Consider the following 20,866-nt stretch of genomic DNA (forward strand, 5'->3'; position numbering starts at 1 on the left):
TCGCTATCCGCGAAGGCGGCCGCACCGTCGGCGCCGGTATCGTCGCTTCGATCGTCGAGTAATTCATTCGGCCGCTCCGGCGGGGCGGCCGATTCGATGACATTATTATGATGCAGGCGGCGCAAGCCGCTTGCTTATTACACAGAAATGTAGCAAATGGCGCGCGAGCGCGATTTGCGTACTGCTTTGGATGACGAAGCAGTGACTAAACAACCAATAAGGTGGGCTAGAAGGCCCTGAAGACTGGATAGGGATGCCGCTACCGGCGCCCTCTCGATCTTTGAAACCGGTGGTCCGCCTTAGGAAGAAAGAACAACCCGTGTCTTGTCCAGAGACATGTGGAAAACAAACACAAGGATAACGTCGAATGAACGGCCAAAATATCCGCATTCGCCTGAAGGCGTTCGATCACCGGATTCTCGATGCTTCCACGCGCGAGATCGTGTCGACGGCGAAGCGCACCGGTGCAAGCGTCCGGGGCCCCGTTCCGCTTCCGACCCGCATCGAGAAGTTTACGGTCAACCGGTCCCCGCACATCGACAAGAAGAGCCGCGAACAGTTCGAGATGCGCACGCATAAGCGCCTTCTCGACATCGTAGACCCGACCCCGCAGACGGTAGACGCGCTGATGAAGCTCGATCTCGCCGCCGGTGTCGATGTTGAGATCAAGCTCTGAGCTTGCTCGAGCTGAGTTGGAAGGATTGAACCGATGCGTTCAGGTGTGATTGCACAGAAGGTGGGAATGACCCGCGTCTACAACGACGCCGGCGAGCATGTCCCGGTAACGGTACTGCGTATGGACGGCTGCCAGGTCGTTGCCACGCGTACAGTCGAAAAGAATGGCTATACCGCAGTTCAGCTCGGTGCTGGCCAGGCGAAGGTGAAGAACACGTCGAAGGCGATGCGCGGCAACTTTGCCGTTGCCAACGTCGAGCCGAAGGCCAAGCTCGCAGAATTCCGCGTCTCGGAAGACAATCTGCTCGAGATCGGCACCGAGCTCAAGGCTGGTCACTTCGCAGCCGGTCAGCTCGTCGACGTGACGGGCACGACCATTGGTAAGGGCTTTGCCGGCGCCATGAAGCGTCACGGTTTTGGCGGTCTGCGCGCCACGCACGGTGTGTCGGTTTCGCACCGCTCGCACGGTTCGACCGGCTCGCGCCAGGACCCGGGCAAGGTTTTCAAGAACAAGAAGATGGCTGGTCACATGGGCCAGACGCGCGTCACGACGCAGAACCTGGAAGTGGTTTCGACCGACGAAGATCGCGGTCTGATCCTGATCAAGGGTGCTGTTCCCGGTTCCAAGGGTGCCTGGATCATCGTGCGCGACGCCGTCAAGTCGGCCGCGAAGTAAGGGAGCCAGATCAATGGAATTGAACGTCAAGACCCTCGAGGGAAAAGACGCCGGGAAGGTTTCCCTTTCGGATGCGATTTTCGGCCTCGAGCCCCGCGAAGACATTCTCGCCCGCGTCATCCGCTGGCAGCTTGCCAAGAAGCAGCAGGGCACGCACAAGGCAAAGGGCCGCGCTGAAGTTTCGCGCACCGGCGCCAAGATGTACAAGCAGAAGGGTACGGGCCGCGCCCGCCACCATTCGGCTCGCGCTCCGCAGTTCCGCGGCGGCGGCAAGGCTCACGGCCCGGTTGTCCGCAGCCACGAGCACGACCTTCCGAAGAAGGTTCGCGCACTCGGCCTTCGCCACGCCCTTTCGGCGAAGATCAAGGCCGATGACGTCATCGTCATCGACAACCTGGTTGCTGCCGAAGCCAAGACCAAGGTTCTCGCGTCCGCTTTCGAGACGCTCGGCCTGACCAACGCCCTCTTCATCGGCGGCGCAGAGCTTGACGGCAACTTCAAGCTCGCAGCTCAGAACATCCCGAACATCGATGTTCTGCCGATCCAGGGCATCAACGTTTACGACATCGTGCGCCGCGGCAAGCTCGTGCTTTCCAAGGCTGCGGTTGAAGCGCTAGAGGAGCGATTCAAGTGACCGATCTTCGCCACTACGATGTGATCGTCTCTCCGGCGATCACCGAAAAGTCCACGCTGGTATCCGAGAACAACCAGGTTGTTTTCAATGTCGCCAAGCAGGCGACGAAGCCGGAAATCAAGGCTGCTGTCGAGGCGCTGTTCGGCGTCAAGGTTACGGCCGTCAACACTCTGCTGCGCAAGGGCAAGACCAAGCGGTTCCGCGGTTTCGCCGGCAAGCAGAAGGACGTGAAGAAGGCTGTCGTGACGCTGGCTGAAGGCCAGACGATCGACGTCTCCACCGGTCTCTGAGGTATAAGAAAATGGCATTGAAAACATTCAATCCGACCACCCCGAGCCAGCGTCAGCTGGTCATCGTCGACCGTTCGGCCCTCTATAAGGGCAAGCCGGTCAAGGCGCTGACGGAAGGCCTGACCAAGAGCGGCGGTCGTAACAACCTCGGCCGCATCACCGCCCGCTTCATCGGCGGCGGTCACAAGCGCAGCTACCGTCTGGTCGACTTCAAGCGTCGCAAGTTCGACGTCGAAGGCACCGTCGAGCGTATCGAATACGACCCGAACCGCACGGCTTTCATCGCGCTGGTGAGCTATGCGGATGGCGAGCAGGCCTACATCATCGCTCCGCAGCGTCTTGCTGCCGGCGACAAGGTCATCGCTTCGGAAAAGGCTGTCGACGTCAAGCCCGGCAACACCATGCCGCTGCAGTACATCCCGGTCGGCTCCATCATCCACAACGTGGAAATGAAGCCGGGCAAGGGCGGTCAGATCGCTCGCTCCGCCGGTTCTTACGCGCAGCTCGTCGGCCGTGACCAGGGCATGGCGATCCTTCGCCTGAACTCCGGCGAACAGCGCCTCGTCAGCGGCGTCTGCCTCGCTTCGATCGGCGCGGTTTCCAACCCGGACCACGCCAACATCAACGACGGCAAGGCCGGTCGTACCGTCTGGCGCGGCAAGCGTCCGCATAACCGCGGCGTTGTCATGAACCCGGTTGACCATCCGCACGGCGGTGGTGAAGGCCGCACTTCCGGTGGTCGCCATCCGGTGACTCCGTGGGGCAAGCCGACCAAGGGCAAGCGCACCCGGTCGAACAAGTCGACCGACAAGATGATCATGCGCTCGCGTCATCAGCGTAAGAAGTAAGAGAGGAAGTCTCCAATGGCTCGTTCAGTATGGAAAGGTCCGTTCGTTGACGGCTATCTTCTCAAGAAGGCTGAGAAGGTTCGTGAAGGCGGACGTGCAGAAGTGATCAAGATCTGGAGCCGTCGCTCCACGATCCTGCCGCAGTTCGTCGGTCTTACCTTCGGCGTCTACAACGGCAGCAAGCATATCCCGGTCAGCGTCAATGAAGACATGGTCGGCCACAAATTCGGTGAATTCTCTCCGACCCGCACCTACTACGGTCACGGCGCGGACAAGAAGGCGAAGAGGAAGTAACAATGGGCAAGGCAAAAGCCGAACGCCGGCTGAAGGACAACGAGGCGCAAGCAGTCGCCCGCACGCTCCGCGTCAGCCCCCAGAAGCTCAACCTGGTTGCTGCGGCCATCCGTGGCAAGAAGGTCGAGCGTGCACTCGCTGAGCTGGAGTTCTCCCGCAAGCGTATCGCGGGCGCCGTCAAGAAGACGCTCGAATCCGCGATCGCCAACGCCGAGAACAACCACGATCTCGACGTCGACGCTCTCGTCGTCGCCGAGGCCTATGTCGGCAAGTCGATCGTCATGAAGCGTTTTCACGCTCGTGGCCGCGGTCGTGCGTCGCGCATCGAAAAGCCCTTCGCGCACCTGACGATCGTCGTTCGTGAAGTGCAGGCAGCAGAGGAGGCCGCATAATGGGTCAGAAAATCAATCCGATCGGTTTCCGTCTCGGCATCAACCGTACCTGGGATAGCCGCTGGTTTGCGGACAATGCCGAGTATGGCCAGCTGCTGCACGAAGACCTGAAGATGCGCAAGTTCGTCATGAGCGAACTGAAGCAGGCAGGCATCTCCAAGGTGGTCATCGAGCGTCCGCACAAGAAGTGCCGCGTCACGATCCACTCGGCTCGTCCGGGCCTGATCATCGGCCGCAAGGGCGCGGACATCGACAAGCTCCGCAAGAAGCTGTCGGATATGACGAATTCGGAAACGCACCTCAACATCGTCGAAGTGCGCAAGCCCGAAGTCGACGCAACGCTGGTCGCTCAGTCGATCGCCCAGCAGCTCGAGCGCCGCGTGGCTTTCCGCCGCGCCATGAAGCGCGCCGTCCAGTCCGCGATGCGTCTTGGCGCCGAAGGCATCAAGATCACCTGCGCCGGCCGTCTCGGCGGCGCGGAAATCGCCCGTACGGAATGGTACCGCGAAGGTCGCGTGCCGCTGCACACGCTGCGCGCCGACATCGACTACGGTACGGCTGAAGCCGAAACCGCATTCGGGATCTGCGGCATCAAGGTCTGGATCTTCAAGGGCGAAATCCTTGAGCACGATCCGATGGCTTCCGAACGTCGCGCGCTGGAAGGCGACGCACAGGGTCCGGCAAGCCGCGAACGCGACCGTGGCGATCGTCGCCGCGAACGCGACAACGCGTAATTAGCGCTGGCGAAAGATAAGCTCGGAGAAGTAAGAAAATGTTGCAGCCAAAGCGTACTAAGTACCGCAAGCAGTTCAAGGGCCGCATCAAGGGCGTAGCCAAGGGCGGTTCCGACCTTGCCTTCGGCGAATTCGGCCTGAAGGCTCAGGAGCCGAACCGCGTTAACGCACGTGAAATCGAAGCGGCCCGCCGCGCGATCACGCGTTACATGAAGCGCGCCGGCCGTGTTTGGATCCGCGTGTTCCCGGACGTTCCGGTAACCGCAAAGCCGACCGAAGTCCGCATGGGTAAAGGTAAGGGCTCCGTTGAGTACTGGGCATGCAAGGTCAAGCCCGGTCGTATGATGTTCGAGATCGACGGCGTCAGCGAAGAGATCGCCCGCGAGGCGCTTCGCCTCGGCTCTGCCAAGCTCTCGGTCAAGACGCGCTTCGTTCAGCGCATTGCAGAGTAAGGGATTGAGCTCATGAAAGCCTCAGATGTTCGCGCGTTGACCGCCGACCAACTCAAGGACGAGCTTGCCAAGCTGAAGAAGGAGCAGTTCAACCTGCGCTTCCAGAAGGCGACCGGCCAGCTCGAAAAGTCCTCGCGCATCAACGAAGTCCGCAAGGACATCGCTCGCGTGAAAACCATTGCCCGCCAGAAGGCGGCAGAAGTTAAGGCCTAAAGGAAGAAAAACATGCCGAAGCGCATCCTGCAGGGCGTCGTCGTTGGCGACAAGAACGAGAAGACGGTAGTGGTTCGCGTCGAGCGTCGTTTCGCTCACCCGCTGCTCCAGAAGACCGTTCGTCGTTCCAAGAAGTACAAGGCCCACGACGAAAACAACCAGTACAAGATCGGCGATACCGTATCCATCGAGGAATGCGCGCCGATCTCCAAGGACAAGCGCTGGACGGTGATCGCCGCCCAGGGCAAGTAAACAGAATTTTGCGCGAGGCCTTGCGTCTCGCCGAAATATCTGTATGAAGCAGCGTCAGAACGCTCGAATGCCGGGCGTTCTTTTGCTTTGAGCGCACGGAAGGTCCCGTTCGGGAAACCACCCTGGCACGATCGACCCCGCGCTATTCAGCTATTGCCGCGTTCTGCTTGCCGTCATGGCAGGCTGGCCGGCGGACATTTTCATAAGCCGGAGTAGGGGGCTAGCCCAACCATTCCGGTAAACCAAGAAGGCGACCTGATATGATTCAGATGCAAACAAACCTCGACGTCGCGGATAATTCCGGCGCACGTCGTGTCATGTGCATCAAGGTGCTGGGCGGCTCGAAGCGCAAGTATGCCTCGATCGGCGACGTCATCGTCGTTTCGATCAAGGAAGCGATCCCGCGCGGCCGCGTGAAGAAGGGTGACGTGATGAAGGCGGTTGTCGTTCGCACCGCCAAGGACATCCGTCGTCCGGATGGCTCGGTCATCCGCTTCGACACCAACGCAGCAGTCCTCATCGACAACAAGAAAGAGCCGATCGGCACCCGTATCTTCGGACCGGTTCCGCGCGAACTTCGCGCCAAGAACCATATGAAGATCATCTCGCTGGCTCCCGAAGTACTGTAAGGAGCGAAGCGATGCAGAAGATTCGTAAAGGCGACAAGGTCGTCATGCTCGCTGGCAAGGACAAGGGCCGCACCGGCGAAGTTGTTCAGGTCATGCCGAAGGAAGATCGTGCGGTCGTCCGTGGTGTCAACGTCGTGAAGCGCCATCAGCGCCAGACGCAGAACCAGGAAGCCGGCATCATCAACAAGGAAGCCCCGGTTCACCTGTCGAACATTGCAATCGTCGACAAGGACGGAAAGCCGACCCGCGTCGGTTTCAAGGTCGTTGACGGCAAGAAGGTCCGTGTGGCCAAGCGTTCTGGAGAAGTGATCGATGGCTGAGGCAAACTACGAGCCGCGGCTCAAGAAGGAATATGTCGAGCGCATCCGCAAGGCGATGCAGGAGCAGTTCTCCTACGCCAACGAGATGATGATCCCGAAGCTCGACAAGATCGTGATCAACATGGGTGTCGGCGAAGCGACCGCTGACTCGAAGAAGCCGACGGTAGCTGCCGCCGACCTCGCAGCGATCGCCGGCCAGAAGCCCGTCATCACCCGTGCACGCAACTCTATCGCAGGCTTCAAGGTCCGCGAACAGATGCCGATCGGCGCCAAGGTCACCCTGCGCGGCGCCCGCATGTACGAGTTCCTGGACCGTCTCGTGAACATCGCGCTCCCGCGCGTTCGCGACTTCCGCGGCCTGAACCCGAAGAGCTTTGACGGCCGTGGCAACTTCGCCATGGGCATCAAGGAGCACATTGTGTTCCCTGAAATCAACTACGACAAGGTTGATCAGATGTGGGGCATGGACATCATCGTTTGCACGACGGCGACGACCGACGACGAAGCACGGGCTCTTCTGAAAGAGTTCAGCTTCCCGTTCCGTCAATAACCGTAACGACGAGCGTAGAAAAGGAACCTGACATGGCGAAGACAAGCGCAGTTGAAAAGAACAAGCGCCGCCGTAATACGGTCGCCAACCAGGCCGCTAAGCGGGCTGCGTTGAAGGCGATCATCATGAACCAGGCTCTTCCGATCGAAGAGCGGTTCAAGGCCTCGATCAAGCTGGCATCCCTGCCGCGTGATGGATCGAAGACCCGTATTCGCAACCGTTGCGAAGTTTCGGGGCGTCCGCGCGCATATTACCGCAAACTGCGCATGTCGCGTATTGCGCTGCGTGAACTGGGCAATCTCGGCAAGGTGCCGGGCATCGTCAAGTCGAGCTGGTAAGGAGCAGGTTAGATGACAATGACTGATCCGTTGGGCGATATGCTCACCCGTATCCGTAACGGCGCTTCCCGCCGCAAGTCGTCGGTCTCGACGCCTGCGTCCAAGCTCCGTGCACGTGTTCTCGATGTCCTGCAGTCCGAAGGCTACATCCGTGGCTATTCCGTTGTCGATTTCGGCAATGGCAAGTCGGAACTCAGCATCGAGCTGAAATATTATGAAGGCGCATCGGTGATCCGTGAGATCGGCCGTGTGTCCAAGCCGGGCCGCCGGGTTTATGTCTCGGTCAAGTCCATTCCGCAGGTCGCGAACGGCCTCGGCATCACCATCCTTTCGACTCCGAAGGGCGTGATGGCCGATCACCAGGCTCGCGAACAGAACGTTGGTGGCGAGGTTCTTTGCTCGGTCTTCTAAGATCGGGCAGGGATCTCCATAGCGAACAGACAGGATTGAAACATGTCTCGTATCGGTAAAAAGCCCGTTCAGGTGCCTGCTGGGATCACGGCTACGGTCGATGGCCAGAAGGTTACTGCAAAGGGCCCGAAGGGCGAGCTGTTTTTCGTTGCTAACGACGAAATCAGCCTCAAGCTCGAAAACAACGCGGTCGTCGTGACGCCCGTAAACCAGACCAAGGATGCGCGTTCGAAGTGGGGCATGTCCCGCACGATGATCGAAGGCATCTTCAAGGGCGTCAAGGACGGCTTCGAGCGCAAGCTCGAAATCAACGGCGTCGGTTACCGCGCCTCCCTGCAGGGCAAGAACCTGCAGCTGGCCCTCGGCTTCAGCCACGACGTGATCTATGAGCCGCCGGTCGGCATCACGATCGCCGTTCCGAAACCGACCGAAATTGTTGTCTCTGGCATCAATAAGCAGCAGGTCGGTCAGGTCGCCGCCGAAATCCGCGAATATCGCGGTCCTGAGCCTTACAAGGGCAAGGGCGTCAAGTACGCTGACGAGCGGATCGTCCGCAAAGAAGGCAAGAAGAAGTAAGGATCACGCGAAATGGCTAGCAGGAAAGAAGCACTTGCACGTCGTGCCAACCGCGTGCGCCGTCATCTCAAGTCGGTGGCCAACGGCCGTCCGCGCCTGTCGGTTCATCGCTCCTCGAAGAACATCTACGCTCAGATCATCGACGATGTGGCCGGCAAGACGCTTGCCGCTGCATCGACCCTCGATAAGGATCTGCGCGGTTCTCTGAAGACCGGTGCTGACACCGCAGCAGCTGCTCTCGTTGGCAAGCTCGTTGCAGAGCGCGCTTCGAAGGCGGGCGTCACCGAGGTCGTGTTCGACCGTGGCGCCTTTATCTATCACGGCCGCATCAAGGCTCTTGCCGATGCAGCCCGAGAAGGCGGTCTCACCTTCTGATCAGTTTCCGGCCGGACGCTTTTGGCGCCGGCCGGATTTTCGCCGGACCGCAGGCACTCTCCGAGAGGGGAGGCTGATGCGGTCCTCATTTGTTTGCCGATTGCACCCGGAAAAGAAAAAGGAAGAGGACAATGGCACAGGAAAGAAGGCCGCAGCGGGAAGACCGCCAGAGCCGTGAAGAGCGCGATAGCGAATTCGTCGACAAGCTTGTCGCGATCAACCGCGTCGCCAAGGTCGTCAAGGGCGGCCGTCGTTTTGGTTTCGCAGCACTCGTCGTCGTCGGCGACCAGAAGGGCCGCGTTGGCTTCGGCCATGGCAAGGCACGCGAAGTGCCGGAAGCCATCCGCAAGGCAACCGAAGCCGCCAAGCGCGAACTGATCTTCGTACCGCTGCGTGACGGCCGTACGCTGCATCACGACGTTCATGGCCGCCACGGCGCCGGCAAGGTTCTGCTGCGCTCGGCCAAGGTCGGTACCGGCATCATCGCCGGCGGTCCGATGCGTGCCGTTTTCGAAACGCTCGGCATGCACGACGTCGTCGCCAAGTCGACCGGTTCGTCGAACCCCTACAACATGGTTCGCGCCACCTTCGACGCTCTGAAGCACCAGGTTCACCCGAAGGACATCGCAGCTCAGCGCGGCATCAAGTATGCAACGCTCCAGGCTCGCCGTGCCGCCTCCGGCAACGCCTCTGAAGAATAAGAGGAGCTGACCAATGGCCAAGGCTACCAAGAAGGCTGAAGCGAAGACTGTCACGATCGAACAGATCGGCAGCCCGATTCGCCGTCCGGACGTCCAGCAGCGCACGCTGATCGGTCTCGGACTGAACAAGATGCACCGTCGCCGCACGCTGGAGGACACTCCTTCGGTTCGTGGCATGATCCGTGCTGTCCAGCATCTCGTTCGCGTCGTCGACGAGAAGTGAGACGGAGGAAACGCTCATGAAACTCAATGAAATCAAGGACAACGAAGGCTCGACCCACAGCCGCAAGCGCCTCGGCCGTGGTATCGGCTCCGGCTCCGGCAAGACTGCCGGTCGCGGTGTAAAGGGTCAGAAGTCCCGTTCCGGCGTCGCCATCAACGGCTTCGAAGGCGGCCAGATGCCGATCTATCGTCGCCTGCCGAAGCGCGGCTTCAACAACATCTTCGCAGCCGACTACGTCGTCGTATCGCTGGCCCGCATCCAGGCCGCTGTCGACGCCGGCAAGCTGGACGCGAAGGCAACCGTTGATGCAGCTGCCCTCAAGGCTGCCGGCGTCATCCGCCGCGCCAAGGACGGCGTTCGCGTTCTCGCCGATGGCGAGCTCAAGGCAAAGATCACACTCGAAGTTGCAGGCGCTTCCAAGTCTGCCGTCGAGAAGATCGAAAAGGCCGGCGGCAAGGTGACGCTGCTTTCGGCTCCCGCAGCAGCCGAATAATAATCTGATGATATGTCGCCCGGGGTGCTTCACACCGGGCGATTTTGCTCCCATATGTGGGCCTCACAAAAACTTGGCTGACGCGCCCGCGTCATGCCGGTAAGACTGGAAACAAGGGTGAGGCATGGGGTTGCGCTGCAATCCGTTCCAAGCCCGGTTTTGAATAATTTCATACTGATTCCGGGGCCGGCTCTCCCCCAGAGACGCCGGAATTGGTAGCGCGGAGAAACGCATGGCTTCTGCAGCGGAACAATTGGCATCTAACCTCAATTTTTCGACCTTTGCCAAAGCCGAGGATCTGAAGAAGCGCTTGTGGTTCACACTGGCAGCTCTCCTCGTTTACAGGCTCGGTACCCATATTCCGCTTCCGGGTCTCAATCCCGAAGCCTATGCCCAGGCTTTCCGCGGCCAGGCAGGCGGCATCCTCGGGCTTTTCAACATGTTCTCGGGCGGCGCCGTCGAGCGCATGGCGATCTTCGCGCTCGGCATCATGCCCTATATCTCCGCCTCGATCATCGTGCAGCTCATGACCTCGGTCGTGCCGGCGCTCGAAAACCTGAAGAAGGAAGGCGAGCAGGGCCGCAAGATCATCAACCAGTACACCCGCTACGGCACCGTGATTCTGGGCGCGCTGCAGGCTTACGGCATCGCCGCCGGTCTCGAGAGCGGGCAGGGGCTGGTCGTCGATCCGGGCTGGTTCTTCCGCGTATCCACCGTCCTGACGCTGCTCGGCGGCACGATGTTCCTGATGTGGCTCGGTGAACAGGTCACCTCGCGCGGCATCGGCAACGGCATTTCGCTGATCATCTTCGCCGGTATCGCGGCCGGCCTTCCGGGCGCTCTTGCCGGTACCCTCGAGCTCGGCCGCACCGGCGCGCTGTCGACCGGCCTCATCCTGCTGGTCATCGTCGTCGCGATCGCCGTCATCGGCATCATCGTCTTCGTCGAGCGCGCCCAGCGCCGCCTGCTGATCCAGTATCCGAAGCGTCAGGTCGGCAACCGGATGTTCCAGGGCGACACCTCTCACCTGCCGCTGAAACTGAACACCTCGGGCGTCATTCCGGCGATCTTCGCATCCTCGCTGCTGCTTCTGCCGGCGACGGTCGCGGGCTTCGCCAACACCACGGCGATGCCCGCCTGGGCAACCTCGATCGTTGCGGCGCTTGGCCACGGCCAGCCGCTCTACATGGTGCTCTATGCGGCGCTGATCGCCTTTTTCGCCTTCTTCTATACGGCCATCGTCTTCAATCCGAAGGACACGGCCGACAATCTGAAGAAGCATGGCGGCTTCATTCCCGGTATCCGTCCGGGTGAGCGCACTGCCGAATATATCGACTACGTGCTGACCCGCATCACGGTCATCGGCGCGATCTATCTGGTCTTCGTCTGCATCCTCCCGGAGATTCTGGTGTCGCAAACCGGCATTCCATTATCCCTTGGTGGGACTTCGCTTTTGATCGTGGTTAGCGTAACTCTTGATACGGTTGCACAGATCCAGGGTCACCTGATCGCGCAGCAATACGAAGGCCTGATCAAGAAATCGAAGTTGCGTGGAGGAAAGAGGGGGCGATGAGACTTATCCTTTTGGGGCCGCCGGGCGCTGGCAAGGGAACCCAGGCCCAGCGGATCGTGGAAAAGCACGGCATTCCGCAGCTTTCCACGGGTGATATGCTGCGTGCGGCGGTCAATGCCGGCACGGAAGTGGGCAAGCGGGCGAAGGCCGTCATGGACGCCGGCAAGCTGGTCTCGGATGAGATCGTCATCGCCATCGTCTCGGAGCGAATCGATCAGCCCGATTGCGCCAACGGCTTCATTCTCGACGGTTTCCCCAGGACGCTGGTCCAGGCGGATGCCACCGAGGCGATGCTGAAGGCGAAAGGGCTCGATCTCTCCGTCGTCGTCGAATTCCGCGTCGATGATGCCGAACTGGTTCGCCGTGTTGCCGGCCGCTACTCCTGCGCGCAGTGCGGCAGCGTCTATCACGACACCGACAAGGTTCCGGCCAATGAAGGTGTCTGCGACAAGTGCGGTTCCACCCACTTCAAGCGCCGTCCGGACGACACGCCGGAGACCATGACGGCGCGGCTGCAGGTCTATTACAAGGAGACCTCACCGCTGATCGGCTACTATCATGCCAAGGGCAAGCTGAAGTCCGTGGACGGCATGGCCGAGATCGATCAGGTCACCGCCGAGGTCGAAGCCATTCTTTCCAAGCTTTAAGGCTTTGAAAATAAAACTTGGCGGAACGGTTGCTTTTCAGCAGTGATTCCGCTAAACACCGCGCCAACTCGCGACATTCCATGCGATCGGCGCGGATTTCCCAGGGAAGTCCGGGTTCGGTCGTTTTGACATGTTGCGGACCTAAATTTGAACGGGCGGTTCTATGGACCGCATAACGAAGCCCACTTGCCGGATGGCAACTGGAATGCAAGGAGAACAGGCGTGGCACGTATCGCTGGCGTCAACATCCCGACTGCAAAGCGCGTCGTCATCGCGCTGACCTACATTCACGGGATCGGCCCGAAATTCGCACAGGAAATCGTCGAGAAGGTCGGTATCCCGGCTGAACGTCGTGTGCATCAGCTGACGGACGCTGAAGTCCTTCAGATCCGTGAAGCCATCGACCGCGACTATCAGGTCGAAGGTGATCTTCGTCGCGAAACCGCGATGAACATCAAGCGCCTGATGGACCTCGGCTGCTACCGTGGCCTGCGTCACCGCCGCGGCCTTCCGGTCCGTGGTCAGCGCACGCACACCAATGCCCGCACCCGCAAGGGCCCGGCAAAGGCAATCGCTGGCAAGAAGAAGTAATTTCCGGGAAACCGGAGTGGGGAGGCTGGCGGTCTGCGCCGGCCTCTTTTGAGTTTGGAGCGGGGCCGTACAGGCGTCGTTCCGGTGTAGCCGCTGGCATTACGGCGGTGAAGAGATCAACGAAAGGAATACCATGGCTAAGGAAGCCGTCCGCGTTCGCCGTCGTGAGCGCAAGAATATCTCGTCGGGTGTCGCTCACGTCAACTCGACCTTCAACAACACGATGATCACCATCACCGATGCGCAGGGCAATGCGATCGCCTGGTCGTCGGCCGGCGCCAAGGGCTTCAAGGGCTCGCGCAAGTCGACCCCGTTCGCTGCCCAGATCGCTGCCGAAGACTGCGCCAAGAAGGCCCAGGAGCACGGCATGAAGTCGCTGGAAGTCGAAGTCTGCGGCCCGGGTTCCGGCCGTGAATCGGCTCTGCGCGCGCTCCAGGCTGCAGGGTTCATGATCACGTCCATCCGCGACGTGACCCCGATCCCGCACAATGGCTGCCGTCCGCGCAAGAAGCGCCGCGTCTGATCATCGCTCTCGTCACCGGTGAGCGCCCTGGCGTTCCCGGTGGTTTTCAAGCTCGGTTGCCACGATTGGATGGTGGCAACGAACGGAAGGCAAACTCATGATTCAGAAGAACTGGCAGGAACTGATCAAGCCGAACAAGGTGGAGTTCTCCTCGAGCTCGCGCACCAGGGCGACGCTCGTTGCCGAACCGCTGGAGCGCGGCTTCGGCCTCACCCTCGGCAACGCGCTGCGCCGCGTTCTGCTCTCCTCGCTGCGCGGTGCTGCCGTCACGGCGGTGCAGATCGACGGCGTGCTGCATGAATTCTCCTCGATCCCGGGCGTTCGCGAGGACGTGACGGACATCGTGCTCAACATCAAGGAAATCGCCATCAAGATGGATGGCGACGACGCAAAGCGCATGGTCGTGCGCAAGCAGGGCCCGGGCGTTGTCACGGCTGGCGACATCCAGACGGTCGGCGATATCGAAATCCTCAACCCCGAGCATGTTATCTGCACGCTCGACGAGGGCGCCGAGATCCGCATGGAATTCACCGTCAACAACGGCAAGGGCTATGTTCCGGCCGAGCGCAATCGTGCGGAAGATGCTCCGATCGGCCTTATCCCGGTCGACAGCCTTTATTCGCCAGTCAAGAAGGTGTCCTACAAGGTTGAAAACACCCGCGAAGGACAGGTTCTCGACTACGACAAGCTGAACATGACCATCGAAACCGATGGCTCGATCACCGGCGAAGACGCCGTCGCTTTTGCGGCGCGCATTCTCCAGGATCAGCTTGGCGTCTTCGTCAACTTCGACGAGCCGCAGAAGGAAACCGAAGAGGAAGCAGTCACCGAACTCGCTTTCAACCCGGCTCTCCTCAAGAAGGTGGACGAACTCGAACTGTCGGTCCGTTCGGCAAACTGCCTGAAGAACGACAACATCGTCTACATCGGCGACCTCATTCAGAAGACCGAAGCAGAAATGCTCCGCACACCGAATTTTGGTCGCAAGTCGCTGAACGAAATCAAGGAAGTTCTCGCTTCCATGGGCCTGCACCTCGGCATGGAAGTGCCGGCATGGCCGCCCGAGAACATCGAAGATCTCGCCAAGCGTTACGAAGACCAGTACTGAGCGGCGTGAGGAAAAGTGTAAAGCGGTTTTCCGCCCGCACGCCGATCGCAAGAACATAACAAAAGGCAGGCTCTTTCGGCTGCCTTTCCCCGTCAAACAGCAGGCCGATCGCCTGCATGTGCCAGGAAACGGCAGGCCCACTTAGTGTCAAGGGCACCTGCATTAAAGGAGAATAGCAATGCGCCATGGTAAAGCCGGCCGCAAGCTGAATAGAACCGCAAGCCACCGTAAGGCGATGTTCGCCAACATGGCGGCTTCGTTGATTACCCACGAGCAGATCGTCACGACCCTGCCGAAGGCCAAGGAAATCCGTCCGATCGTCGAAAAGCTCGTCACGCTCGGCAAGCGCGGCGACCTGCACGCTCGCCGTCAGGCGATCTCGCAGATCCGTGATGCCGCTGTCGTTTCGAAGCTGTTCGACACGATCGCAACGCGCTACGCCACCCGCAACGGCGGCTACCTGCGCATCATGAAGGCCGGCTTCCGTCAGGGCGACAATGCCGCTTTGGCCGTCATCGAGTTCGTTGACCGCGACACCTACGCCAAGGGCGCAGCCGATAAGGCTCGCGTCGCCGCCGAAGAGCAGGCCGTCGCTGCCTAAGATTTTCCGATTTCGGAAGACAAGAAAGCCGGGCCTTGCGCCCGGCTTTTTCGTTTCTGCCCGCATTCCTGATGAGTGAGCAGCGCCATGATCGACCACATAACCATCGCGGTGAGCGATTTGTCGAAGAGCAAGCTCTTCTACGAGAAAGCGTTCCTGCCGTTGGGTTATAAGCTTACCTTCGGGAAGGAGAACGTCTTCTGGGCCTTCGATATCGGCAATGGCTGCCTCTTCGAGATCCAGCAGACGGATAGCCCGCCGCCCTTGACCCGCATTCACGTCGCCTTCAGGGCTCGCAGCAAGGCTGAGGTCGATGCCTTCCATCGCGCCGCACTCGAAGCCGGCGCCAGGGATAACGGCGCTCCCGGTCCACGCCCGGAATACGCGCCGGATTATTACGCCTGCTTCGTGCTTGATCCCGACGGTTACAATATCGAGGCAATGATCAACCAGCCGGTAGTCGGCACGTGAAAGCTGTCCTTTCAGATCGGCTCGGGCGCATGCAAGCCCAACGCCTGGCGGCGCTGCTCGTCATCATCCTTTCCGGTCTGGCGCTCAGACGTTTCGGCTATGCTGCCGATCTGCCCTTCTTCCTCGTCAAATATGGCGGGTCGCTGCTTTGGGGATCGATGGTTTATGTCCTGCTGGCGCTTGCTGTGGCAGCTCTCACGGCAAGAATGCCGCGCGCGGGAACTGCGGCGTTGGCGCTGACCGTTGCCATCTGCGTTGAATTCTTCCGGCTCTACCACACACCTTGGCTCGATGCATTTCGACTGACGACCGCCGGAGCCTTGCTGCTTGGGCGGCTCTTCTCGCTCTGGAATATACTGGCATACGCTATCGGGATAGCCGTGGCCTATGCTTTCGATCCCGCGCACAGGCAATCATCGCCTGAGCGGCTTTAAAGGGATCGTCACGAAGCTGATGAGCTTACGGTCTGGCCGCGCGGCCGTCCTTGCTCTTTTTTCCGGCTGCGCGCGATCGGCCGCCAGGAGCGGTAGAGGATGAGCGCGATGATCAGCCCGATATAGATATATTGCTCGAAATCGAGAATCTTGGTCGAAAGCGCGAAGTGCAGCGCCCCGCAGGCGGCGATGATGTAGACCAGGCGGTGCAGCCAGGTCCAGTTCTTGCCGAGGCGGCGGATCGAGAAATTGTTGGAGGTTGCCGCGAGCGGCGCAAGCAGGGCTAAGCCGGCCATGCCGAACATGATGAAAGGCCGCTTCAGCACGTCGGTGATGACGGCCTGGATATCCATTGCCTGGTCGAGCACCATGTAGACGGTGAAATGCATCAGCGCGTAGTAGAAGGTCAACAGGCCGAGGGCGCGCCGATAGCGCAGATAGTTCCAGCCGAAAAGCTCGCGGGCTGGGGATACGGCAAGCGTCAAAATCAGGAAGCGGATCGTCCAGATGCCGAGGAAGAGCTCGAAGGTCTTGACCGGGTCGGCGTCGAGCTGATCGGTCGCGCCGAGATAGAAGGTCCAGGCGGCAGGCACGAGCCCCACGGCATAAAGCAGCCAGACGGAAGCGGGTTGCCAGCGCTTCGGAATGGCGAACGACAATTCCGCCATCAGAAATTCGCCTTCAGCTCCATGCCGGCATAAAGGCTCGCCACCTCGTCGGCATAACCGTTGAAGGGCAGGGTGGGATGGCGGCTGGCGCCGAAGAAGCCGCTTTCGCCGATGCGCCGTTCGGTGGCCTGGCTCCAGCGCGGATGGTCGACGGCCGGGTTGACGTTGGCATAGAAGCCGTATTCCTGCGGATTGGTCACCTGCCAGGTATTCTTCGGCTGCTGGTCGGTGAGGGTGATCCTGACGATCGACTTGATGCCCTTGAAGCCGTATTTCCAGGGCACGACGAGGCGGATCGGCGCGCCGTTCTGGTTCGGCAGCGTTTCGCCGTAGAGCCCGACGGCAAGCAGCGTCAGCGGATGACGTGCCTCGTCGAGGCGCAGACCCTCGACATAGGGCCAGTCGAGCGACTGGAAGAGACCCTTCTGCCCCGGCATTTCCTCCGGCCGCACTACCGTTTCGAAGGCGACGTATTTGGCGCTGCCGAGTGGCTCCACCTTGTCGAGCAGCGATGCCAGCGGAAAGCCGTCCCAGGGGATGACCATCGACCAGGCCTCGACGCAGCGCATCCGATAGGTGCGCTCCTCGATCGGGAATTCCTTCATCAGCGCCTCGATGTCGAAGGTGCCCGGTTTGTTGACCATGCCGTCGACCTTGACCGTCCAAGGCAACGGCTTGAAATCGCCGGAAAGAGCGGCAGGATCGCCTTTGTCGAGGCCGAACTCATAGAAGTTGTTGTAAGTCGTCACATCCTTGAGCGGCGTCGTCTTGTCGTCGACCTTGTATTTGCTCTGAACGGCGGAAAGGGCGGCCGCGCTCGCCTTGCCCGCGCCGTAAAGCGCCATGGCGCCGAGCGCTGCAGCGCCGAGGAATTCGCGGCGGCGCACATAGACCTGGCGCGGCGTGATCTCAGACGAGGCGATTTTCGGTGGGCGATAGGTCGGCATGTCAAAACCTCCTGGGCGGCTTTCCGAGTATAGTCCCTAAACGAACCGCCCGCATGTTCGGATCAATCTCTATGCCTTGAATATGATCGACGGGAAGCCAATTTTTTGTGTTCGCCTGTGATGGAATAGGCTGTAACAAAACGTCTCGTCGAACCGTATATGATCGATGCGCGTCATATTGCTTCATCCGGCGGCGTACCGGATTTGGCCTTCCCGGTAGTGACAGTCCCCCTCGATTGGATTAGGACAATTCCAAACAGCAGCGATTGCCTGGCCCGCAAGCTCCACAGCCGCCCGCTTCGCCTGATATTTCCGATACGTCGAGGAAGACACCGATGCCAGCTTACCGTTCCAGAACCACGACCCACGGCCGCAACATGGCGGGCGCGCGCGGCCTTTGGCGCGCCACGGGCATGAAGGATTCGGATTTCGGCAAGCCGATCATCGCGGTGGTGAATTCCTTCACCCAGTTCGTGCCCGGCCACGTGCATCTGAAGGATCTCGGCCAGCTCGTCGCCCGCGAAATCGAGGCTGCCGGCGGCGTCGCCAAGGAATTTAACACGATAGCCGTCGACGACGGCATCGCCATGGGCCATGACGGCATGCTCTATTCGCTGCCCTCGCGCGAGCTCATCGCCGACAGCGTCGAATACATGGTCAATGCCCATTGCGCCGATGCCATGGTCTGCATCTCCAACTGCGACAAGATCACCCCCGGCATGCTGATGGCGTCGCTGCGTCTTAACATCCCCACGGTTTTCGTCTCGGGCGGCCCGATGGAGGCCGGCAAGGTCGTGCTGCACGGCAAGACACATGCCCTCGATCTCGTCGATGCCATGGTCGCCGCAGCCGACGACAAGATCTCTGATGAAGACGTCAAGGTCATCGAGCGCTCGGCCTGTCCGACCTGCGGTTCGTGCTCCGGCATGTTTACCGCGAACTCCATGAACTGCCTGACCGAAGCGCTCGGCCTGTCGCTGCCCGGCAACGGCTCGACGCTCGCCACCCATGCCGACCGCAAGCGCCTGTTCGTCGAGGCCGGTCACCTGATCGTCGATCTCGCCCGCCGTTATTACGAGCAGGACGACGTCAAGGCGCTGCCGCGCACCATCGCCTCCAAGCAGGCCTTCGAGAACGCCATGGCGCTCGACATCGCCATGGGCGGTTCGACAAATACCGTCCTGCATATCCTTGCCGCCGCCCATGAAGGCGAGGTCGATTTCACCATGGCCGATATCGACGCGCTGTCGCGCCGCGTGCCGTGCCTGTCGAAGGTCGCGCCGGCCAAGAGCGACGTGCATATGGAAGACGTCCACCGTGCCGGCGGCATCATGTCGATCCTCGGAGAGCTTGAGAAGGGCGGTCTCCTGAACCGCGATTGCCCGACCGTCCACGCCGAGACGCTTGGCGATGCGATCGATCGCTGGGACATCACCCGCACCAACAGCGAAACCGTCCGCAACTTCTATCGCGCCGCACCCGGCGGCATCCCCACCCAGGTTGCCTTCAGCCAGGAGGCCCGCTGGGACGAGCTCGACACGGATCGCCAGAACGGCGTCATCCGTTCGGTCGAGCATCCCTTCTCCAAGGACGGCGGCCTTGCCGTGCTCAAGGGCAACCTTGCGATCGACGGATGCATCGTCAAGACGGCCGGCGTCGATGAATCGATCCTGAAATTCTCCGGCCCCGCCCGCGTCTTCGAAAGCCAGGACGCGTCGGTCAAGGCGATCCTCGCCAATGAAATCAAGGCCGGCGACGTCGTCGTCATCCGCTACGAAGGCCCGAAGGGCGGCCCGGGCATGCAGGAAATGCTGTATCCGACGAGCTATCTGAAGTCGAAGGGCCTCGGCAAGGCTTGCGCTCTCATCACCGATGGCCGTTTCTCCGGCGGCACCTCCGGCCTCTCGATCGGCCACGTCTCGCCGGAAGCGGCCAACGGCGGCACGATCGGCCTGGTGCGCGAAGGCGACATGATCGATATCGATATCCCGAACCGCACGATCAGCCTGCGAGTCGACGAAGCCGAACTCGCTGCTCGCCGCGCCGAGCAGGACGGCAAGGGCTGGCAGCCCACGGAAGTCCGCAAGCGCAATGTCACGACCGCGCTGAAGGCCTATGCCGCCTTCGCAACCAGCGCCGACCGCGGCGCCGTGCGCGATCTGAACGCCCGCTGAGGCACCTCGACCTGCTGATTAAAAGTCAGTTGCTTTGGCGACCGGCCGCTTTCAAAGCGGCCGGTTGATGTTTTTATAGGTCTCGCCGAGCTGCTTCATCCGCTCGTCATAGGCCGCCTTGATACAGGCCGCATCGGCCCCACATTCCTGCCGCTTCTTCAGCCAGGTCGTCTGCTCGTCCTGCAATGTTCCGCGCGAGCCCATGGCCATCAGCCCGGAGAGCAGCTCGAAGGTCGTGACCATCCGGACATCGGCATCGTTGAGTGCGCGGTTGTCGCAGATTGCTTTTTCGTCCGGCTTCAATTCTTTCGCATCGCAATCGAAGCTTGCCGCCTTGGCCGCCTCCCATCCAAGGATAAGGATCGCAATGCCAAAGGCCATCGTCATCGCTTTTTTCGTCATCGTTCCTCTGTCCTGTTGCCGCCCATCAGGCGAGCTTGCGCAATGCCAGAGCCAGGAAGATGATGCAGACGAGCCAGACGGCAAGGATGAAGATCAATCCGGCTCGGCCGGACGGGCGCTCGATGCGCCTTGCGGCTTCCGCGCGAAGCTCGCTCATGACAGCGGCCGGAACGAGCCGGATCGCCAGCAGAATACCGAGCGGAACGATGACGAGATCGTCGAGATAGCCGAGCACGGGAATGAAATCGGGAATGAGATCGACGGGCGAAAGCGCATAGGCTGCAACCGCGCCAGCCACCGCTTTCGCATACCACGGCACGCGGGCGTCACGCGCGGCCAGCCACAGCGCCACGATGTCACGTTTCAGTGACTTCGCCCAGATTTTGGCTTTTGATATCAGTTGCATGGCCGCTCTTCCTGAATCGAATTGGCAAGGGCTTCAAGCAAAATCTCTTGGGCGCCGGCTGCCTCATTCTTCCATGCTTCCGCCCTCTTTCCTTTCTAGCGTCGGGCCGCAGAACAGGATGATTTTAGGCCGGTTGGCCTAAACTCTGAATCCTGTTCGCAATGAAATAGTTAGAGCATGATGTCGTCCGAAAACCGCTCACACTTTTCGGCATCATGCTCTACAACGTTGCTCAAGAGAATTCA

General features: G+C 60.5%; 34 protein-coding genes. 30 read left to right on the top strand and 4 right to left on the bottom strand.

The window, feature by feature from the left end; genetic code table 11:
- Positions 1-367: 367 nt before the first annotated feature.
- The 29 genes from rpsJ to CO670_RS29325 all read left to right on the top strand — a co-directional run bounded on the left by rpsJ (position 368) and on the right by CO670_RS29325 (position 16,024).
- The gene (gene rpsJ / locus CO670_RS29185) at positions 368-676 is read left to right on the top strand and encodes a 30S ribosomal protein S10 (protein WP_003547547.1); all 309 of its coding nucleotides are present in this window, start codon (positions 368-370) and stop codon (positions 674-676) included.
- A 33-nt stretch (positions 677-709) separates the two neighbouring features.
- On the top strand, positions 710-1,351 hold the full coding sequence (gene rplC, locus CO670_RS29190) for a 50S ribosomal protein L3 (RefSeq protein ID WP_004674916.1): 642 nt from the start codon (positions 710-712) through the stop codon (positions 1,349-1,351).
- 13 nt (positions 1,352-1,364) lie between these two features.
- On the top strand, positions 1,365-1,985 hold the full coding sequence (gene rplD / locus CO670_RS29195) for a 50S ribosomal protein L4 (RefSeq protein WP_097593482.1): 621 nt from the start codon (positions 1,365-1,367) through the stop codon (positions 1,983-1,985).
- Positions 1,982-2,275, top strand: coding sequence for a 50S ribosomal protein L23 (locus CO670_RS29200; RefSeq protein WP_097593483.1), 294 nt, complete (start codon positions 1,982-1,984; stop codon positions 2,273-2,275). The genes rplD and CO670_RS29200 overlap by 4 nt, the downstream gene beginning before the upstream one ends.
- Positions 2,276-2,286: 11 nt before the next feature.
- Entirely contained in the window at positions 2,287-3,123 is an 837-nt protein-coding gene (gene rplB, locus CO670_RS29205) for a 50S ribosomal protein L2 (protein WP_097593485.1), read from the top strand.
- A gap of 15 nt (positions 3,124-3,138) precedes the next feature.
- Positions 3,139-3,417, top strand: coding sequence for a 30S ribosomal protein S19 (rpsS, locus tag CO670_RS29210; RefSeq protein ID WP_003573797.1), 279 nt, complete (start codon positions 3,139-3,141; stop codon positions 3,415-3,417).
- Between the two features lie 2 nt (positions 3,418-3,419).
- The gene (rplV, locus tag CO670_RS29215; RefSeq protein WP_004674922.1) at positions 3,420-3,809 is read left to right on the top strand and encodes a 50S ribosomal protein L22; all 390 of its coding nucleotides are present in this window, start codon (positions 3,420-3,422) and stop codon (positions 3,807-3,809) included.
- Positions 3,809-4,543: a 30S ribosomal protein S3 gene (gene rpsC, locus CO670_RS29220; protein ID WP_003573793.1), complete on the top strand. Its 735-nt coding sequence runs from the start codon at positions 3,809-3,811 to the stop codon at positions 4,541-4,543. The genes rplV and rpsC overlap by 1 nt, the downstream gene beginning before the upstream one ends.
- Positions 4,544-4,581: 38 nt before the next feature.
- Entirely contained in the window at positions 4,582-4,995 is a 414-nt protein-coding gene (rplP, locus tag CO670_RS29225; protein WP_003573792.1) for a 50S ribosomal protein L16, read from the top strand.
- Between the two features lie 12 nt (positions 4,996-5,007).
- Complete coding sequence (gene rpmC / locus CO670_RS29230) at positions 5,008-5,208, top strand: 50S ribosomal protein L29 (RefSeq protein ID WP_004674925.1); 201 nt, start codon at positions 5,008-5,010, stop codon at positions 5,206-5,208.
- Positions 5,209-5,220: 12 nt separating this feature from the next.
- Positions 5,221-5,460, top strand: coding sequence for a 30S ribosomal protein S17 (gene rpsQ / locus CO670_RS29235; protein ID WP_004674926.1), 240 nt, complete (start codon positions 5,221-5,223; stop codon positions 5,458-5,460).
- A gap of 260 nt (positions 5,461-5,720) precedes the next feature.
- The gene (gene rplN, locus CO670_RS29240) at positions 5,721-6,089 is read left to right on the top strand and encodes a 50S ribosomal protein L14 (protein WP_003573790.1); all 369 of its coding nucleotides are present in this window, start codon (positions 5,721-5,723) and stop codon (positions 6,087-6,089) included.
- Between the two features lie 11 nt (positions 6,090-6,100).
- The gene (gene rplX, locus CO670_RS29245) at positions 6,101-6,409 is read left to right on the top strand and encodes a 50S ribosomal protein L24 (RefSeq protein ID WP_088677323.1); all 309 of its coding nucleotides are present in this window, start codon (positions 6,101-6,103) and stop codon (positions 6,407-6,409) included.
- On the top strand, positions 6,402-6,959 hold the full coding sequence (gene rplE / locus CO670_RS29250; RefSeq protein ID WP_097593486.1) for a 50S ribosomal protein L5: 558 nt from the start codon (positions 6,402-6,404) through the stop codon (positions 6,957-6,959). Before rplX ends, rplE begins: the two co-directional genes overlap by 8 nt.
- A gap of 32 nt (positions 6,960-6,991) precedes the next feature.
- Positions 6,992-7,297, top strand: coding sequence for a 30S ribosomal protein S14 (rpsN, locus tag CO670_RS29255; protein WP_018115514.1), 306 nt, complete (start codon positions 6,992-6,994; stop codon positions 7,295-7,297).
- Between the two features lie 12 nt (positions 7,298-7,309).
- Positions 7,310-7,708 (top strand): 30S ribosomal protein S8, encoded by a 399-nt coding sequence (gene rpsH / locus CO670_RS29260; protein WP_003547562.1) that lies wholly within the window; start codon positions 7,310-7,312, stop codon positions 7,706-7,708.
- A gap of 42 nt (positions 7,709-7,750) precedes the next feature.
- Positions 7,751-8,284, top strand: coding sequence for a 50S ribosomal protein L6 (rplF, locus tag CO670_RS29265; protein ID WP_003578670.1), 534 nt, complete (start codon positions 7,751-7,753; stop codon positions 8,282-8,284).
- A gap of 12 nt (positions 8,285-8,296) precedes the next feature.
- Entirely contained in the window at positions 8,297-8,659 is a 363-nt protein-coding gene (rplR, locus tag CO670_RS29270; RefSeq protein WP_097593488.1) for a 50S ribosomal protein L18, read from the top strand.
- Positions 8,660-8,790: 131 nt separating this feature from the next.
- A complete protein-coding gene (gene rpsE / locus CO670_RS29275) occupies positions 8,791-9,360 on the top strand; it encodes a 30S ribosomal protein S5 (RefSeq protein WP_088677325.1) in 570 nt (189 codons plus the stop codon).
- Positions 9,361-9,373: 13 nt separating this feature from the next.
- A complete protein-coding gene (gene rpmD, locus CO670_RS29280) occupies positions 9,374-9,583 on the top strand; it encodes a 50S ribosomal protein L30 (RefSeq protein WP_003547566.1) in 210 nt (69 codons plus the stop codon).
- Between the two features lie 16 nt (positions 9,584-9,599).
- Complete coding sequence (gene rplO / locus CO670_RS29285; protein WP_097593489.1) at positions 9,600-10,076, top strand: 50S ribosomal protein L15; 477 nt, start codon at positions 9,600-9,602, stop codon at positions 10,074-10,076.
- A 232-nt stretch (positions 10,077-10,308) separates the two neighbouring features.
- Positions 10,309-11,649: a preprotein translocase subunit SecY gene (gene secY / locus CO670_RS29290; RefSeq protein ID WP_088687874.1), complete on the top strand. Its 1,341-nt coding sequence runs from the start codon at positions 10,309-10,311 to the stop codon at positions 11,647-11,649.
- Positions 11,646-12,296 (top strand): adenylate kinase, encoded by a 651-nt coding sequence (locus tag CO670_RS29295; protein ID WP_097593491.1) that lies wholly within the window; start codon positions 11,646-11,648, stop codon positions 12,294-12,296. Before secY ends, CO670_RS29295 begins: the two co-directional genes overlap by 4 nt.
- Positions 12,297-12,518: 222 nt before the next feature.
- A complete protein-coding gene (gene rpsM, locus CO670_RS29300) occupies positions 12,519-12,887 on the top strand; it encodes a 30S ribosomal protein S13 (RefSeq protein ID WP_008521297.1) in 369 nt (122 codons plus the stop codon).
- 133 nt (positions 12,888-13,020) lie between these two features.
- Positions 13,021-13,410 (top strand): 30S ribosomal protein S11, encoded by a 390-nt coding sequence (gene rpsK, locus CO670_RS29305; RefSeq protein ID WP_003547577.1) that lies wholly within the window; start codon positions 13,021-13,023, stop codon positions 13,408-13,410.
- 97 nt (positions 13,411-13,507) lie between these two features.
- Positions 13,508-14,518, top strand: a complete 1,011-nt coding sequence (locus tag CO670_RS29310; RefSeq protein WP_003547579.1) for a DNA-directed RNA polymerase subunit alpha — start codon at positions 13,508-13,510, stop codon at positions 14,516-14,518.
- A 178-nt stretch (positions 14,519-14,696) separates the two neighbouring features.
- Positions 14,697-15,119 carry a 50S ribosomal protein L17 gene (gene rplQ / locus CO670_RS29315; RefSeq protein WP_088685497.1) on the top strand — a complete coding sequence of 141 codons (423 nt, stop codon included), beginning with the start codon at positions 14,697-14,699 and terminating at the stop codon, positions 15,117-15,119.
- Between the two features lie 87 nt (positions 15,120-15,206).
- Positions 15,207-15,590 (top strand): VOC family protein, encoded by a 384-nt coding sequence (locus tag CO670_RS29320; protein WP_097593492.1) that lies wholly within the window; start codon positions 15,207-15,209, stop codon positions 15,588-15,590.
- Positions 15,591-15,619: 29 nt separating this feature from the next.
- Positions 15,620-16,024, top strand: coding sequence for a DUF2809 domain-containing protein (locus CO670_RS29325; protein WP_097593494.1), 405 nt, complete (start codon positions 15,620-15,622; stop codon positions 16,022-16,024).
- A gap of 8 nt (positions 16,025-16,032) precedes the next feature.
- Here CO670_RS29325 and msrQ read toward each other — a convergent pair whose 3' ends face one another.
- Together msrQ and msrP are read right to left on the bottom strand one after the other, a co-directional pair.
- Positions 16,033-16,692: a protein-methionine-sulfoxide reductase heme-binding subunit MsrQ gene (gene msrQ, locus CO670_RS29330; protein WP_097593495.1), complete on the bottom strand. Its 660-nt coding sequence runs from the start codon at positions 16,690-16,692 to the stop codon at positions 16,033-16,035.
- Positions 16,692-17,639: a protein-methionine-sulfoxide reductase catalytic subunit MsrP gene (gene msrP / locus CO670_RS29335; protein ID WP_097593497.1), complete on the bottom strand. Its 948-nt coding sequence runs from the start codon at positions 17,637-17,639 to the stop codon at positions 16,692-16,694. The genes msrQ and msrP overlap by 1 nt, the downstream gene beginning before the upstream one ends.
- A 335-nt stretch (positions 17,640-17,974) precedes the next feature.
- Here msrP and ilvD point away from each other — a divergent pair, with 335 nt between their 5' ends.
- On the top strand, positions 17,975-19,813 hold the full coding sequence (ilvD, locus tag CO670_RS29340; RefSeq protein ID WP_097593499.1) for a dihydroxy-acid dehydratase: 1,839 nt from the start codon (positions 17,975-17,977) through the stop codon (positions 19,811-19,813).
- A gap of 51 nt (positions 19,814-19,864) precedes the next feature.
- On the opposite strand, the gene CO670_RS29345 is transcribed toward ilvD, so the two are convergent.
- Complete coding sequence (locus tag CO670_RS29345; protein ID WP_097593500.1) at positions 19,865-20,215, bottom strand: hypothetical protein; 351 nt, start codon at positions 20,213-20,215, stop codon at positions 19,865-19,867.
- Positions 20,216-20,240: 25 nt separating this feature from the next.
- On the bottom strand, positions 20,241-20,621 hold the full coding sequence (locus CO670_RS29350; RefSeq protein ID WP_097593502.1) for a DUF1232 domain-containing protein: 381 nt from the start codon (positions 20,619-20,621) through the stop codon (positions 20,241-20,243).
- Positions 20,622-20,866: the final 245 nt, after the last annotated feature.

Origin of the sequence: Rhizobium sp. J15, assembly GCF_002531825.1 — a bacterium.
Lineage (GTDB): Bacteria > Pseudomonadota > Alphaproteobacteria > Rhizobiales > Rhizobiaceae > Rhizobium.